This is a genomic window from Spirillospora sp. NPDC052269, from assembly GCF_040679435.1.
Lineage (GTDB): Bacteria > Actinomycetota > Actinomycetes > Streptosporangiales > Streptosporangiaceae > Spirillospora.
On the sequence record NZ_JBFAUU010000020.1, the window covers coordinates 111,334 to 127,312 of the forward strand.

The 15,979-nt window shown below is 71.0% G+C and carries 11 protein-coding genes; 3 read left to right on the forward strand and 8 right to left on the reverse strand.

Features of this window, described 5'->3' with window-relative positions; all coding sequences use genetic code 11:
- Nucleotides 1–7: 7 nt before the first annotated feature.
- The 3 genes from AB0L06_RS35280 to AB0L06_RS35290 form a co-directional block, all read right to left on the reverse strand.
- Nucleotides 8–3,889 (reverse strand): hypothetical protein, encoded by a 3,882-nt coding sequence (locus tag AB0L06_RS35280; RefSeq protein WP_500235515.1) that lies wholly within the window; start codon nucleotides 3,887–3,889, stop codon nucleotides 8–10.
- Nucleotides 3,886–6,693 carry a hypothetical protein gene (locus AB0L06_RS35285; RefSeq protein ID WP_500235516.1) on the reverse strand — a complete coding sequence of 936 codons (2,808 nt, stop codon included), beginning with the start codon at nucleotides 6,691–6,693 and terminating at the stop codon, nucleotides 3,886–3,888. Before AB0L06_RS35285 ends, AB0L06_RS35280 begins: the two co-directional genes overlap by 4 nt.
- Nucleotides 6,694–6,940: 247 nt before the next feature.
- On the reverse strand, nucleotides 6,941–7,306 hold the full coding sequence (locus tag AB0L06_RS35290) for a winged helix-turn-helix transcriptional regulator (protein ID WP_500235517.1): 366 nt from the start codon (nucleotides 7,304–7,306) through the stop codon (nucleotides 6,941–6,943).
- Between the two features lie 90 nt (nucleotides 7,307–7,396).
- On the opposite strand from AB0L06_RS35290, the gene AB0L06_RS35295 reads away from it, so the two are divergent.
- Entirely contained in the window at nucleotides 7,397–8,062 is a 666-nt protein-coding gene (locus tag AB0L06_RS35295) for an NADPH-dependent F420 reductase (RefSeq protein WP_500235518.1), read from the forward strand.
- Between the two features lie 77 nt (nucleotides 8,063–8,139).
- Here AB0L06_RS35295 and AB0L06_RS35300 read toward each other — a convergent pair whose 3' ends face one another.
- A complete protein-coding gene (locus AB0L06_RS35300) occupies nucleotides 8,140–8,538 on the reverse strand; it encodes a tautomerase family protein (RefSeq protein ID WP_500235519.1) in 399 nt (132 codons plus the stop codon).
- Nucleotides 8,539–8,671: 133 nt separating this feature from the next.
- Here AB0L06_RS35300 and AB0L06_RS35305 point away from each other — a divergent pair, with 133 nt between their 5' ends.
- A complete protein-coding gene (locus AB0L06_RS35305) occupies nucleotides 8,672–9,496 on the forward strand; it encodes a helix-turn-helix transcriptional regulator (RefSeq protein WP_500235520.1) in 825 nt (274 codons plus the stop codon).
- On the opposite strand, the gene AB0L06_RS35310 is transcribed toward AB0L06_RS35305, so the two are convergent.
- The 4 genes from AB0L06_RS35310 to AB0L06_RS35325 all read right to left on the reverse strand — a co-directional run bounded on the left by AB0L06_RS35310 (nucleotide 9,393) and on the right by AB0L06_RS35325 (nucleotide 13,905).
- Nucleotides 9,393–10,892 (reverse strand): hypothetical protein, encoded by a 1,500-nt coding sequence (locus AB0L06_RS35310; protein WP_500235521.1) that lies wholly within the window; start codon nucleotides 10,890–10,892, stop codon nucleotides 9,393–9,395. The genes AB0L06_RS35305 and AB0L06_RS35310 overlap by 104 nt on opposite strands.
- A gap of 61 nt (nucleotides 10,893–10,953) precedes the next feature.
- Nucleotides 10,954–12,693 (reverse strand): FtsX-like permease family protein, encoded by a 1,740-nt coding sequence (locus AB0L06_RS35315; protein ID WP_500235522.1) that lies wholly within the window; start codon nucleotides 12,691–12,693, stop codon nucleotides 10,954–10,956.
- A 1-nt stretch (nucleotide 12,694) separates the two neighbouring features.
- Nucleotides 12,695–13,390, reverse strand: a complete 696-nt coding sequence (locus AB0L06_RS35320; RefSeq protein WP_500235523.1) for an ABC transporter ATP-binding protein — start codon at nucleotides 13,388–13,390, stop codon at nucleotides 12,695–12,697.
- On the reverse strand, nucleotides 13,390–13,905 hold the full coding sequence (locus AB0L06_RS35325) for a PadR family transcriptional regulator (RefSeq protein WP_500235524.1): 516 nt from the start codon (nucleotides 13,903–13,905) through the stop codon (nucleotides 13,390–13,392). Before AB0L06_RS35325 ends, AB0L06_RS35320 begins: the two co-directional genes overlap by 1 nt.
- Before the next feature lie 201 nt (nucleotides 13,906–14,106).
- On the opposite strand from AB0L06_RS35325, the gene AB0L06_RS35330 reads away from it, so the two are divergent.
- A complete protein-coding gene (locus AB0L06_RS35330) occupies nucleotides 14,107–15,894 on the forward strand; it encodes an oleate hydratase (RefSeq protein ID WP_500235525.1) in 1,788 nt (595 codons plus the stop codon).
- Nucleotides 15,895–15,979 lie beyond the last annotated feature (85 nt).

Here is a 15,979-nt window from a genome sequence, read left to right on the forward strand (position 1 = left end):
GGAGCCGTCACAGATCCAGCACGTCGACATAGGACAGTCGCTCCCCCGGAGCGGTGGATCCCGGCCCGCCGGAGATCAGCCGATGCTCGCGCAGGAGCAGTTGCATCGGCCGGGTGCCGGACAGCACCGGCAGGTTGATGAATCCGCTCCATCGCCCGGCTCCGTCCGCGGAGAGTCCGGCGGTGAGCCATTCTTCGTGTTGCTGGTCCAGTTCGTTCCACATGGTCGGGTCATCGCCCTGGCCGGTGGTCCGCACTGCGACGGAGATCCTGGCGGCGAGGTCGGTGTGGACCGGACCGGTGACCGTGATGAAGGCCACCGAGGCTTGGAGTTCGATCTGCGCCGTGCGTTCGGTCGGCAGCTGGTGGAAGCCGGCGTCGACGATCCGTGAGATGTGCAGGTCCTCGATGGCGCCCGGGGTGATGAGCTCGACCGTGTCCGGCTGCAGCCGGGCCAGTTTGAGCTCGACGAAAGGCTGGTCGGTGTCGTGTCCTATCTCGATGTCGCTGAACCACAGGCGGCGCTGCGGGTCGAACTCGACCGTGTGGCCGACGGCCTTGATCCGGAAGAGCGGGTTGTTGGCCTGTGCGGGGTCGATGTCGCGCAGGCCGGGCACACGCACGGTCTGGCTCCGCACCGCTCGCGGAAACGTCGCCTGGGCGAGGTCGGGTGCTCCGCCGCCCAGTCCGGTCGGGTCGGCGCCCGCGCCTGAGACGAAGGGCAGCGTCTGCGCCCAGGTGTCCGGGTTGAGGTGCCGCAGCTCGTCGTCGGCGATGAGGACGGCCAGCAGCTCTCCGTCGCCGGAGTCGAACCAGGGTCTCTCCAGGTAGACGCGGAGCAGTCCGCCGTACCGGGTGCTGATGATCGTGCTGCCGCTGCGGTCCCGCCGCCAGGCGAAGGCGGGGACGACGCTGTGCACGGTGGGCGGTGCGGGGCGGGTGCTCGCCGGCACCGACAGGGTGATCGGCGAGCCGGCGCGGGTGACCGGTGGCGTGACGAACGCGACGTCGAGGTCGGCGCCGTCGGGGACGCCGCCGCCCGGGATGCGCGCGATCGTGCCTGCGGTGTAGTCGACCGCGATGTCGTGGTCGAGGCGAAAGGTGGCCGGGGTGCCATGGCCGACCACCACGACGGTCCCGGGAACGAGGGCGTCGGCCAGCCGCACTGTTTCGGTGCCCGCGAGCCGGACGGTCCTTCGCTGCGTGAAGTAGGCGGCGAAAGGCGAGGTGGCGACGGGCGTGAACCGCACGGTGTGGTGTCGGGTGTCGCCCAGCTCGGCACGCGCCTGGAACGGCGTCGTGGCCGCCGTGGGGGGATTCTCGTGGTCCTGCTTCAGGATGGCTCGGCCAGTTGCATGGGTCGGTTCGTTCCGCGTCGGGTCGTCGACGACGTCCGACCATTCGGCTTCGACATGGACGGATGCGGTGGAGGCGGCATGAACGCCGATCGCGGGGTCCGTGAGCTCGTATCCCGCCTCGTCCGGGGTGCGTACGATCTTCGGTCCGCTGAAGACCGGTGGTGTCTGGGGGCAGCGCACCGCGTGGATCATGCGTAGTTCCTGCGGCGGCGTCAGCTGCCCGGCTCGACCGGCGACCGCCTCGTGGCGCCGGGCGGCGGTCTCGGTCGTGGCGCGGCCGACCTCGCCCGCGAACCACTGCCACAGGCCGAGGACTTCTTCGGTCCCCTCGCGCAGCTCGCTGCTGATGGTCGTGCTGAGGCCGGCGCCGGGCTCGAGGGCCAGGCGGATGGTCCGGTGGACGGGATCGATCAGCGGCGGTGCCGGGCCGGTACCGGGCTCCACGATCAAGCGGACCGGTCGGCGATCATGCCAGGCATCCCCTCGTGGCCATGGCATCTGCAGGTCGCCGGGTAGGCCGTGGATGGCGATGCCGTCGGCGAGCGGGTCGGGCAGCCATGGCAGGGTGATCGTGTCGGCGTCGATGTACGGCGTCCCGCTCGCGGCCGGATCGGGGGTTCCGGAGACACCGCGCGCGTCGCGTTCGAAGAGCAGCGCATAGGTGTTCGGGTCGAGGCGGTGCTCGCCGGGGACGTCGAGGACGCCGTGTCGCTCCAAGGTCAGGACGGCGGCTTTGGGCGGGAGTACGTGGCGTTCGCAGGGCGGTCCCGGCCGCGGGTTCGCCGGGTCGCTGTTGTCGGTGCGGACGACCATGACGGCGGTCGACTCGCCCTCGGTCACCGGACGGCGCGGCACCAGGACGGGGCTCGGCACCGGGTGGTAGCGGTTGTGCTGGAGGGCGGGGGTCGCGGGCGCGGGCACCGCCGGGTCCGGGTTGAACGGGAGGCTGCGTCCGGCGATGTCCACCAGGCGGGCACGGATCCGGTAGCGGCGGCCGTATCGCAGCGACGGCAGCGTCCCCGCCGGCACCGTCACTTCCATGGTGAACGGCGGGTTGCCGACGGGTCCGGGATTCGGGTCGACGGTCTGGCCGTCGCGGTCGAGCATGCGTCCCGGCGGTGGCACGACCAGGCTCCATCCGTTCCAGCGGAACAGGGACTGGTGGAGCAGGTTGACGGGTGCTCCGTCCTGGCTTGACGCGGTGAGCACGTCGCTGACGGTGCCTTCGTCGTCTACGGGCACCGGCGAGGTGAGACCGGCGATCTTGTAGGCGCCGACCCTGCGGCAGAGCGGAGACCAGCGTCCGGAGTCCACGTCGAGAACGTCCACCCGGTAGCCCTGCTGGACGTCGTCGGCGTTGAAGACGATCGCGCCGCCGTCCCCTCCCCCGGCCAGATCCGCCTCGATCTCGTTGGCGGCGCGGCGCAGCGCGTCCTTGAAGGGGATTGCCCGGTTCGCCTCGGCGACGAAGATGCCGTCCGAGCGCAGCGCGGGAAGATGCACCGGCGGCGGCGTCGGCGCGTCCCGCGGCGTCAACCGCAATGAGGACACGAAGGTCTGCAGCGACAACCCGGCGGCGTCGGTGTCGACATCGATCGCCGCGTACCGGCTGATGTCGTCCAGCGTCAGGTACAGCGGTGCTTCCGCGCCGTCCTTCGTCGCCAAGCGCAACTCCCCCGCATGGGCGACGCACGAGGTCCGCGGCCGGTAGTCCGACAACCCGGCATGGTGCGACGGCACGGCCCGGATCGTCACCGGCCCCTCAAGGCCCGCGGGCAGATGCACACGCAGTGCGCGTACCAGGCCGAGCCGGGCCTGCAGCCGCGGGTGGTCGGCCAGCGCGGCGGCCACGGCGTGAAAGTCCCGTTCCGCCGGCTTGCCGTCGCGAGTAAGACCGGGCTTCGTCGTGTGCCCTTCGCCCCGGCGCGACCGGTGGAATTCGGCCAGGCGGCTCCAGCCGGACGGGTCCTCGTGGAGATCGTCCGGCACGGCGCCGAGCTGGGAACCTCCAACGGACACCGCTTTCCGGGTGCCATCCCCGACAACGCGTATCAGCCGGTCGATCGCTTCCCAGCGTGATTCGGCGTCCGCGACATCGTCGTTCGCGGCATCGTCGTGCGTCGTGGCACCGGGCTCGTCCGGTCCGAATAGGCGGCGGTACTCGTCCGCCAGCGATGCCCGCACTCGCTCTGCCGGATATGACTTGATCGGGGTGTCGGCGAACGTGCGGTCGAACTTGAACGGCACCACCGGGAGACTCGGCGGGAAGATCGCTTGCCACAGAGTGGAGTCGGGCGCCTCATCGGTGAACTCCGCCGGTACGGTGACCGCGCCGCCCGGGCTCACGATCTCCACGGCGACCTGGAGCGACACCGCGGGCCAGTGGCGCACGTCCGGATAGTCCGACAGCGGGACCACCGTGTCGGTGGTGAGCCGCGGACTCGCTAGCAGCGTCAGCTGAACCGTGCCTCCCGACGCCCGCGGCGCGGCCGGATCCGGGAGCAGTGTCCAGACGATCGTCTGTTTGATCACGATGCCGCCGCCGTGGGCCCGAACGCGGCGCAACGCTGCAGCCAGGGTTCGGCGGTCGGGAACGCCTTGTCGAACGTGGGGTCCGCGCCGGTGCCGAAGGAGCGCTCCAGGCTCAGCGTCACCGACTGGGCGAAGGTCAGGACACGCACGCGAACCGTCAGCGTGGCGCTTCCGTGCGCCTCCGATCCCCTCGGCCCCTGGCGGTAGCTGAGCGACAGGTATATCTCGACGGCCACCTGGACCAGACCCGCGACGTCCAACTCGCCGACCGCGCGGAAGAAGCCGCCCAGCTCCGCCTTACCGCTGGTCAGGCCGATGTACACACCGGCGGTGACCGCCACGGACGCGCTCGCGATCCCCACGTCCAGGGCGGTCGCCGCGCCGAACTCCAACGCGGCCGCGAAACCCACCACACGGTCGCCCTCGACCTCCAGGACGACGTAGCCGCCTCCTCCGAACAGGGACACCGTGAGCAGGAAGGGGTCATCGGGCCCGGACACCGCGAACCGCGCACGCACCGGCTTGCGGGTCAGCGGCAGGCTGACCGTGGCCGACAAGGCGAGGTTCTGCAGCAGGAACACGCCGGTGGACACCGTCGGGATCGCCAGGGTGTAGCCGACGTCGATCTGCTCGGCGGACGCCGTCACCAGCAGCCCGTTCGGCGGCGACGGCAGGTAGCGGCGCAGCGTGTTCAAGAACCGCATGTCGCCGCCGAACCCCACATTGGTGATCTTGACGTCGAGCGACGGGGAGGTCCCCGGCCGGGCCACGAACGCCACCCGCGCGAAGTCGATGACGAGCACCTGGCCGGCGAACTCCAGGGAGAACGACTTCAGCTCGCCTCGGACGTCCGAAGTCGGTTCACCGGCGCCAAGGTCGACCGGGGGTGTGCCGCCAGGAGCCGACGGCGCGACGGGAGGGGTCGCGTGCAACGTGACGGAGGTCGTGCTGTGCAGTTCCAGACGCGTGTCCGGGGTCGTGCGCAGCGTTCCCTCGAACAGGCCCGGCTTCACCTTCGGGCTCCAGGCCACCACCGAGCGCACCGTCGGCGGCTTGCTTCGGTCCCCGCCCGGATACACGATCTCGGTGCTGACCCGCGGGACGGCCTCGCCGTCTCCGACGGGGGCGACGTCCACGAGATCGGCCAGTTTCACGAACCCCAGCAGCGTCGGCGGGAGCATCCCCGGCAGGTTGTCGACGGCGAGGAACTTGGCGGGATCGAATCGGCCGCTCCGGAGCGCCTCCAGGTCTCCGCCGACCAGCCCGGTCGTCCGTGACAGGCCCGACACGGCCATGCCGAGCACGGCGACACCGCCGACGCCGGCGGCCGGCGGGGCGAAGGCCACCGGCGACTTGAGACTGGCATAGATCCCGGCCAGTGCCAGCCCTTGCTGCACGTAGTTCTGATCAAGGTTCAGCGTCGTCGGGACACTGGCGATCCTTCTCTCCCGGGCGGCAGCGTCGAACACCTCCAGCTCCGGCACCCGCGCGTCGACGCCCGCCAGCCGAGGAAGGGCGGCGAGCTGGCCCGCCTCGCGCAGCGTGGCCTCCGGCGCGTCGGCCTCCCGCGCGCCGATGTACAGGGCCGTGACGTCGAACGCCTTGTCCCTGCCGTCGGGTGCGATGCAGATCTGGCCCCTCGCCGGCGAGGGGATCTGCGCACGCTGCTGGTCGTAGCCGAGGACCGCCGACCCGAGGCCGCCGAACGCACGTGCCTGCGGGACGAACGCGACCGGCGCGCTGAACGAGACGAGGTGGCCTTCGCCGTCCTCTGCGGTGAAGTCGACGGCGAGCCTGTCGCCGGAGGGTGTGTCGACCCAGAAGATCCCCTCGGCCAGCAGGTCCGTGGTGCTGACCTCGGTGACCAGCGGACCGTCGAGATGTATCCGCCGGATGGGAAGGTCACGGCCGGCGAAGGGCACGCCGACCGCGCTGTCGTAGCTGAGCTCGGGGACCGCCACGGTGAGCCGGGCCACCTGCTCCAGCTCGGCGGTGCCGTCGGCGATTCGCCGTTCGGTGTTGGTGTCCAGCTTCGCCGGAAATCCGAACGGGAACAGGAAGCCACGTTCGGCGACATGGACGGTTTCGTCCCTGCCGAGCACGGCCCGGTGGCGATAGCCCAGCACGCTGAGGCGTGGCAGATCCGCCCAATCGCCGGTGAGGTTGATCGTGGCGCCCAGGGCGCTCAGGGTCAGCTCATGGGCGAGCAGCGGGCGCACCGCCGCGGCCTGTGCGATCCCGGACCGCTGCGCCTTCGTCAGCGAACCGGGAAACTCCGTGTCGGACCCCGTCGAGCGCACGTCACCGATCGGTATCGGCTGTTGCGAGCCGTCCGTCAGGCGGGTATGCCACAACTCCGTCACCCCGGCAGCGCTGGTCACGGGCATCAAGGAGTGCGTCCAACCGGCCGGATCCGCCGGGTGAAGGATCAGATCCCACACGCACTCCACCCCGCTGCGGTCCGGCGCGTTCGACAATCCGGTCCAGCCGAGCAAGCCCGCGGTCGTGAACGGAATGCTCCCGCCCGGCGGAAACCGAAAGGCCAGCCGGGTGTCCCCACTGAACCGCGCGGCGGCATCGCCAATGGCCGGCCCGCCCTGGAACCGCACCTGCTCTATGACGGCCTGCGGCTGAAAGGTGACCACGATGAACGCGGGTGTGGCGGTGTCGGTGGGGACGAGAACAGGTCCGCCAGTGCCGGCCGCAGTCCGCTGCACGTTCACGAAGTCGACGTCCACGACCAGCATGTCGTCCCGCCGCAGCAATGTCACGGTGGTGCCGTCCATCACCGTGGCGGCGCACATAACACAACCCTCACAGGCCAGAAGACAGGTTCATTGGATAGTGCCGACACGCGACAAGCCTCACCCGACGATCGGGTTTCCCGATCAGGGCAGGTACCACTTCCAATTACCGCGTTCTGCAACCGCTCATGCCAGGCTTGATCAAATGCTGCACTGAATTTTTGTCTCGCGCCCCTGCCGGCAACCGGCTTCGGGCCGTCCCCCGAACGGCTCGCTCAGGCGAAGGGCCGCGCGCGGCGGCTGCGGCTCATGAGGTCGTCGACGAATCGGCGAGTTCGGCCTGGTTGTCGGCTGCCCATTGCGCGAGTTGCACCAAGGGCCCGTTCGTGAACGATTCGCCGAGCGGGGAGAGCCGGTAGACCACGCCGCTGTTCGCCGAGACCGGGTCGGCGGCGCGCTCCTTGGTGATGAGCCCGTGCGCCAGGAGGCGCTGCAGTGCCTGCGTCAGGACCTTGTCGCTGGCTCCCGCGATCCGTCCGAGCAGTTCGTTGCGGCGTGTCGGGCCCAGGCGCAGGGCGCTGAGCACGATGGGATCCCAGGTGTGGTTGATGAGCTCGGCCGCCGCGCGTACGTGGCAGTCGGAGACGAACGTGTGGCAGGACCCGTCGATCATGGCTCCAGTGTCCCATCGGTCGCCTACCGATCGGTAGGAACCCGGCTCATAGCGTTCTCGAAGTCGAAGTTTCCGACAGAGGAGAACGCTATGAACGTAGGTATCTTGGGCACCGGGAACCTAGCCGTGACGCTCGGCCAGGCATGGGCGGTAGCCGGGCACTCGATCCTGGTGACCGGCCGCAATCCGGCACACGCGAGCAAGGCCGCCGAGCAGATCGGCGCCGCGGCCGCGGCCGTCGCCCCCGGAGACCTCGCGGCCGGGTCCGACGTGGTCGTGGTCGCGGTGTCCTGGGAAGGGCTTGAGGCCGCCATCGCGCTCGTCGGCGGCTCCGAGGGGTCGCTGGACGGCAAGACCGTGATCGACTGCACCAATCCGGTGGACTACGCGACCGGCGCACTGAAGCCGGAGTCCGGCTCGGCGGCGCAGGTCGTGGCTCGCGCGGCCACCGGTGCGCACGTGGTGAAGGCGCTCCACCTGTTCGCCGGAGCCTCATGGCCGTACACGGGGCCGTCGGAGGCGGCGCCGGTCGTGACGATCTGCGGCGACGACCAGGACGCACTTGATCGGGTCACGACCCTCATCGCGGGTCTTGGCGCTGAGACCGCCGTTGCTGGAGGACTCGACAGCGCACGGCAGCTGGAAGAGGCGGCCGGCTTCGTCATGAGGGTCGTGGCGGCGGGACACAACCCGAAGTTCGCCGTGCCCGACGTGGACCCCGCGCTCCTCGCCGCGGCCCGCGCGTCGGCCGGCTGAACCGGTAGACGGCTTGCCCAGGCCGGTCCGTCAGGCCTGGCCTGGGCAAGCCGTCGCCGCCACCCGCTTTGGGCGACCTACATATAGGCCTCGGTTTGGTCGTGGACTCGCTGCTGGTCGTCCGCGAGCAGGGCGCCGTCGAGCGCCACGAGGTCAAGCGGGTGCTCGTGGATGAAGGTCACGAAGTCCGGGAGCCCGTAGGCGGAGGCGACGGCCGCGTTGACCCTCGCCAGCATCTTGCGCTTGGCGTCGGCCTCGGCGCCCTGAGGGACATGCAGCATCAGGACGGGCCTGGCCGGCTCCGAACCGAGAAGCCCGTTCTGGCTGACGCTGTCGAGCGGCCACTCCCGAAGGAAGATCCGCGTGTCGTCGGGGAAGGGATAGGCCTCGTGCAGGGCTTCGTAGACCGCCTTGACGAGCTCTTTCTTCCCGTCGATGTCGACGCCGAGGGGGACGTCCAGGTATCCGATGGGCATGTCGTTCTCGTTCCTCTCTGCTGTTCGAGCGGTACGAGCACCACGATCGGGGGTCGGCGAGACAGCCCTATGTCAGCGTTTCCAAGGAAGCCGTACCGGGTTCTGTCGGTGGGTCCGGCTAGCGTGCCCAGGTGTGAATCGCACGGATCGGCTCTACGCCATCGTGGAGGAACTGCGTGCGGTCGCGCCGCGTCGGCGCAGTGCCCGTGAGCTGGCCGCCCGCTACGAGGTGAGCGTCCGCACCATCGCGCGCGACATCGACGCGCTGACGCAGGCGGGCGTTCCCATCTACGCCGACACCGGGCGGCGCGGTGGATACACGCTGGACAAGACCATGAGCCTGCCTCCGCTGAACTTCACGCCCGCCGAGGCGATCGCAGTAGCCGTGGCGCTCGACCAGGTCGGCGCGACACCGTTCGCGGGGGCGGCGCGCAGCGCGGCCCACAAGATCGTCGCGGCGATGCCGGCACGTCACGCGGAGGCCGCGCGCCGTCTGACCGACCGCGTCCAGTTGCTCAAGCGTCCAGAGGACGTGCCGTCGTTGGTGCCTCTGGTGATCCAGGACGCCGTCGCCGGCCGCCAGGTGCTGCGCCTCACCTACCCCGACAAGGAAGGCGGCCGCACCGAACACGAGGTCGAGCCCGTGCTGTTCGCCACGGTGCGCGGACGGTACTGGTACCTCCTCGGCTGGTGCCGCCTGCGCCGCGCGAGCCTTCCGCATCGACAGGATCATCTCCGCGGAGGCCACCGGCGCACCCGCGCCGCTCCATTCCCACGACGACTTCGCACTCCGAACGTGCGATCTCGTCGGGCACTCCCCCGCCCTCGGACCAGGGCCGATCTCCTGACCTTGACTAGCTGTCGGCCAGCGTGGCCCGGACGGCTTCGGCCCGGGCTCCCGCGTCCTGCGGCCAGGACGCGACGACCTCCCGCAGCAGGGCGCGGTGATCGTCGATGAGGGCCTGGAAGGTGAGGGCGATGGCCGCTTCCACCTGGACGCGCAGCTCCCCGGATCGGACCGCGCGCGTCAGGACGGCGGTGACCTGCGCGACCGGTCCCAGCCCCATCAGGGCGCTGACCGCGTGGGCGCGAAGGTCCAGGTCGAGTGAGCCGTCGAAGATGAACTCATCCAGCGCGGCGACGACGTCTCGGTCCGGCGTCTCCCACCGGTCGAGGCAATCGAACGCCGCGTCCACGGCGGACTCCAGGACCACGGCCGGCGCTTCCCGGGTGCGTAGCGCCGCGGCGATCGACGGCGCGTCCTCCGGCACGCCGAGTTCGCCGAGGATGCCGAGCGCGCTCGCGTGGTCGGCACCGTCGGCCTCGGACGGCCTTCCGAGGATCGCTCGGGCGATGGTGAGCACCTCGGCCGAGTACTCGTCGTCGTCGATGCCGAACCGCGTCAAGCCGTCGACGAGGTGAAAGTGGTCGAGTGCGATGCCCACCGCCGGCGCGCTCCCACTGCGGAGCAGGGCGCGGAAGGCTTGATGATGGACGTCCTCGCTGGTCGGCAAGCGCAGCCGGCGGTGCGCTTCGAGCAGCTCGCCGTTCAGTTCGGTGTCCTCCCAGAACCGGCTGTGCGGGCCTTCGGAGAGGGCCTCGCGCACCTCGTCGAACGCCTCGGACCGCTCGTCGTCCGCCCAGGTCTCGACCAGCTCCTCGAGAAGCGTCCGGTGGGAGTAGAAGCGGAAGCGGGACGCCAGGGCGGCGGCGGCCTCCTGCCTCACCCTCCACTCGTCGTCCCGGGTCGCCAGGAGGAGGCGTTCGATCGCCTCGGCATCCGCCGAATCGCGCAGCTCGCGAATCGCCTCAACGCGATCGAAGCACACGCCCACGCGAGCCACGACCGCGTTCAGCACCGGATCGGGCGGGTCGGAGCTTTCGAGAAGGACGCCGGCGGCGTCGAGGGCACATCTCCTCAGGGTCTCCTCGGGCATCCGTTCCAGGACCCGGATGACGGCTTCGGTGTCCTCGTCCTCGAGCCCGAACCTCCATAGTGCGGCCAGCGCACTCGCGTGGTTCGCCCCTTCGATCTCCGCCTGCCCGTCCTCCCGCGATACGGGAGGCTGCCGGAGCAGTACGCGGGCGACCCGGAACACCTCCTCGGCGTGGTCCTCGAGCACGTTCCCGCCGACGAACCGCTCCGTCATCTCCGCGCGGTCGTAGAAGTCGAGCGCGATGCCTCTGGCGGCGGTGTCGTCGCTGCGCAGCAGGGTCAGGAATCCACGCTCGAAGTCCTCCGTCGTCGTCGGCTCGTTCATCGCCTCGAAGGCGCCACGCAGCTCCGGGTCGCCGAGAGCGGCGGCGTTCCAGTGCCAGCCCTGGAACTCGAGCAGGAAGGTCGTCATGAACACGGCACAGGATCAGACCATCGCTCTCCGGGCGAGACAAGCGGTTTGTCCGCTCAGGCCGCTGTCAGGCGGTCAGGGCGCGGGTCACCGGGCGGGACGCGGCGTGCCGGATCGGGACGGCGGTCAGGAGCGCGACGGCGGCGAGCGCCACGGGGACGACGGTGGCCAGCCAGGCGAGCGGGACGGCGCCGCCGCCTGTTCCGCCCGCGACCGCCAGGGCGGCTCGGTGGACGAGCAGCCCGAGAGGGACGCCCACGATCGCGGCCACCGTCGCGGGGAGGAGATGGGCGGCGACCAGGCCGCCCGCCACCTGGCGGGGTGTCGCGCCGAGGGCCCGCGCGAGGGCGGCCGGACGGGCGGTGTCGAGGCAGGTCGTCCAGGCGGTGAGCACGGCGTTGACCGCGGCGAGCAGGAGCAGCGCGACCGACAGGACCAGGACTATCTGGCTCACGCGCTCGGTCACCGGATTCCCGGCGCCGGGGACGAAGTCCGGGCCGGCGGCGCCCGCGTCCTTGTGCCGGACGTCGTGCTGCATCGCGAGGGCCGCGACCGTCATCGCGACGGTGACGGCCACGCTGGACGCGGCCAGGACCGTCCGGCGGGGACGGCGCGCGGCGATCCGGACGCCGAGCATCAGCGGGACGGGCAGCGCGACGGCCCGTCCGGCGAGGCGCGACCGGCGAGGCGGCCTCACCTGTTCGAGGAGCGCGCGGGTGGTGCTGATCCGGGCGCCGCGCAGAGCCGGGAAGGCCGTGGACGCGGCGGTCACCGCGAGGGCGGTCAGCAGGACGACGGCGACGGTTCCCGGCGACGGGGTCGGGGCCTGGCCGGTGCCGAGCAGCCCGGCGTTCGGGCCGGTCAGCGCCGGGGACACGGCCCAGCCCGCGACGAGGCCGAGGGCAGCGGCGGCGATGGCGACGGCGAGGTGTTCGGCCAGCAGGACGGCCGCGACCAGCGCGGGCGTGGCGCCCGCCGCCTTGAGCAGGCCGACGCGGCGGCCCTGTTCGGCGAGCCGTCCGCCGACGAGCAGGGCGACGCACAGGCCGGACAGGATCACGAGCGCCCACGTGCCGCCGAGCAGGGCGCCGTTCGCCAGGCGCAGCTCGCTCGTGGCGTACACGCCGATGTCCTGAGCCGCGCGGACGCCGGGATGGCGCGCCGCGAACGCGGGAGCGGAGGCGGGCTTGTCCAGGCGCATCGGCATCGTCCACTGCCGCCTGGCGCCGGGAGCCGGAGCCAGCCGGGCGGTGTCGGCGCGGGTCGTCCAGACGAGGCCGGGCGTGGACGACGGGTACGGCGCGCGGGCGGCGGTGACGGCGATTCCGGCGACCGTGAGACGGCGTCCGCCGAGGGTGAGAGCGTCGCCTGGACGGACGCCCAGCGCGTCCGCGAAAGCCCGCTCGACCACGACCATCCCGGGCCGGATCCAATTCCCGCCGGTCACGTACGGGCGGTCGAGGGGGCCGGGATCGGTGTCCCGGCCGTGGACGACGGCGTTCGCCGTCCTGTCCCGGGTGCGGAGCGATGCCGAGAAGGTGGGGAAGGGACGTCCGGTCTCGGTGACGCCGTCGGCGTGGGCGAGCGTCCGCAGGCTCGCGAAATCAGGCGCAACGGCGACGGCGTCGGGGCCGGCGGTGGCGGCGCGCGTCCGTTCCCAGGGGTCGTCGGTGACGCTCCGGACGAGCAGGCCCAGCGTCAGCGTGGCCGCCGTCGCCGTGATCGCGATGAGGAGGAGCAGTGCCTGCACGGGACGTCGCCGCAGGTCGACGGCGGCCAGGCGGGCGACGAGCAGGATCCGGCCCATGTCACACCCGCCCGGTCAGGACGGTCTGGTCGACGAACGCGCCGTCGCGCATGGCGATGACGCGGTCGGCGGCGCCCGCGATGCGCGGGTCGTGGGTGACCACGACGAGCGTGCGGCCCTCGGCGCGCAGCTCCGCGAACAGGCGCAGGACGCCGGTCGCGGCGGCGGTGTCGAGGTTGCCGGTCGGCTCGTCGGCGAGGAGCAGCGGCGGGTCGTTGACCAGGGCCCGCGCGACGGCGACGCGCTGACGTTGCCCGCCCGACAGCTCACCCGGCAGGTGTCCGGCGCGGTCGCCGAGTCCGACGCGCTCCAGCAGGCCGAGGGCGCGGCGGCGCGCCGTGCGCGGCGGGACGCCGGCGAGCAGCGCGGGCAGTTCGACGTTCTCGCGCGCGGTCAGTTCGTCCATGAGGTGGAACGCCTGGAAGACGAACCCGACCAGGCCGCGCCGCAGCCGCGCGGCGGCCGTCTCCGACAGCGTGTCGAGCCGCCGTCCGCCGAGCAGCACCTCGCCGCCGTCCGGACGGTCCAGGCCGCCGAGCAGGTGCAGCAGCGTGGACTTGCCGCAGCCGCTCGGCCCGACGATCCCGACCGCCTCGCCTCGCGCGACGTCGAGGTGGACGTCGTCGACGGCGCGGACGAGTGCCGCGTCCGCCCCGTAGTGCCTGCGCAGGCCGCGGGCCCGCAGGACCGGCTCCATCAGCTGTTCTCCCTCGTCCAGTGGGTTTCACAGGCGTCCAGCCATGCCAGGTCGGCGCCGAGTCGCAGCACGGCCCCCTCCAGCAGCAGCGCGGCGCGCGAGCCGTCCGGCTCGGTGAGCGCGGCCCGCTGCGCCTCGGCGAGGCGGCGCGTCAGCTCGCGGCGCTGGGCGTCCACGAGCGCGACCGGGTCGGCGAGCCCGGACGCGGCGGCGGCGACGAGCTTCAGGTGGAACTCGGCGGGCGCCGTCCGTTCCCAGGAGGCGTCCGTCAGCCAGGTGGCGACGCGTTCGCGTCCGGCCGGGGTCAGGTCGTAGACCTTCCGGTCCGGACGGTCGGACTGCCCGACCACGTGGGCCTCGACCAGCCCGGCCTTCTCCAGCCGCCGCAGCGACACGTAGACCTGGCCCGCGTTCATGGTGTCGCCCACGGGGCCGAGCGCGGCCGTCAGCCGAGCGCGCAGGTCGTACCCGTGCGCGGGTTCCTTGCTCAGCAACGCCAGCAGGACGTCCTGCATCGCCACCTCCCGAGGGCCATATAGATAACGGTTAGCTAGGAGGGCCGTCAAGCGGGGGCGGTGCGTGGTCGTGGGTCACACTCCGGCGCCGGACCGGGCCACGTGAGAGGTCGGGCACATCTGATCATTCGAGGTGTGGCGCGTGGTTACCGGCGGGTAGGACCATGTTCGCAAACACTCGTGGTTTCGGGGGGAAATCGCATGTACTACAGCAGTGGAAACTACGAGGCATTCGCTCGTCCGCGTAAGCCGAAGGGCGTGGACGACAAGACCGCCTGGTTCGTCGGGGCGGGGCTCGCGTCGCTCGCCGGAGCGGCGTTCCTCATCCGGGACGGTCACATGGACGGAAGCAGGATCACCGTCCTCGAGCGGCTGCGGCTTCCGGGTGGCGCGCTCGACGGGATCAAGGAGCCGGAGAAGGGATTCGTCGTCCGGGGCGGACGCGAGATGGAGGACCATTTCGAGTGCCTCTGGGACCTGTTCCGCTCCATCCCGTCCATCGAGGTCGAGGGCGCGAGCGTCCTCGACGAGTTCTACTGGCTGAACAAGGACGACCCCAACTACTCCCTCCAGCGGGTCACCGAGAAGCGCGGCCAGGACGCGCGCACCGACGGCTTGTTCGCCCTCAACGAGAAGGCCCAGAAGGACCTCGTCAAGGTCTTCCTCGCCACTCGTGAGGAGGTGGAGGGGAAGCGGATCGACGAGGTCTTCGGCAAGGACTTCCTGGAGAGCAACTTCTGGCTCTACTGGCGCACCATGTTCGCGTTCGAGGAATGGCACGCCGCCCTGGAGATGAAGCTGTACCTGCACCGCTTCATCCACCACATCGGCGGGCTCCCCGATTTCTCCGCGCTGAAGTTCACCAAGTACAACCAGTACGAGTCCCTGGTGCTGCCGCTGTACAGGTGGCTGCTCGACCAGGGCGTGAACTTCCACTTCGACACCGAGGTCGTGGACGTCGACTTCGTCCTCACGCCCGGCACGGCCGGCGAGTCCGGGACCCCTGGACGCAAGCAGGCGACCAGCGTCAAGTGGATCCGGAAGGGCGTCGAGGGCGGCACCGAGCTCGGCCCGGACGACCTGCTGTTCATGACGATCGGCTCGCTCACCGAGAACTCCGACAACGGCGACCACCAGACCCCCGCGAAGCTGAACGAGGGCCCGGCCCCCGCCTGGGACCTGTGGCGGCGCATCGCGTCCAAGGACCCGGCGTTCGGCCGCCCGGACGTGTTCGGCTCGCACATCCCCGAGACCAAGTGGGAGTCGGCGACCGTCACCACCCTCGACGAGCGCATCCCCCGGTACATCCAGAAGATCTGCAAGCGCGACCCGTTCAGCGGACGCGTCGTCACCGGCGGCATCGTCACCGTCCGCGACTCCAGCTGGCTGATGAGCTGGACGGTCAACCGCCAGCCGCACTTCAAGCAGCAGCCGGAAGGGCAGATCGTCGCCTGGGTGTACTCGCTGTTCGTGGACGTCCCCGGCGACTACGTCAAGAAGCCGATGCAGGAGTGCACGGGCGAGGAGATCGTCCAGGAGTGGCTGTACCACCTCGGCGTCCCCGAGGAGGAGATCCCCGAGCTGGCCGCGACCGGCGCCAAGGCGGTGCCGGTGATGATGCCCTACGTGACGTCGTTCTTCATGCCGCGCCGGGCGGGCGACCGGCCGGACGTCGTCCCCGAGGGCTCGGTGAACTTCGCGTTCATCGGGCAGTTCGCCGAGAGCACCCGCGACTGCATCTTCACGACCGAGTACTCCGTCCGCACGCCGATGGAGGCGGTGTACCGGCTGCTCGGCATCGAGCGCGGCGTCCCCGAGGTGTTCAACTCGACCTACGACGTCCGCAAGCTGCTCGCCGCGACGAGCCGCCTGCGGGACGGCGAGGAGCTGCACCTGCCGATGCCCGAACTGATCCGCAAGCGGCTGCTGCACAAGCTCAACGAGACCGAGGTCGGCGAGCTGCTCACGGAGTACCGCCTGTTCGGCTGACTCCCCCGCCCGTCCGGCCGACTCCCCGCCCGTTCGGATGATTCGTCCGTGACGCCTCTTGCGCACCTCCGGCTCCATACGTGAA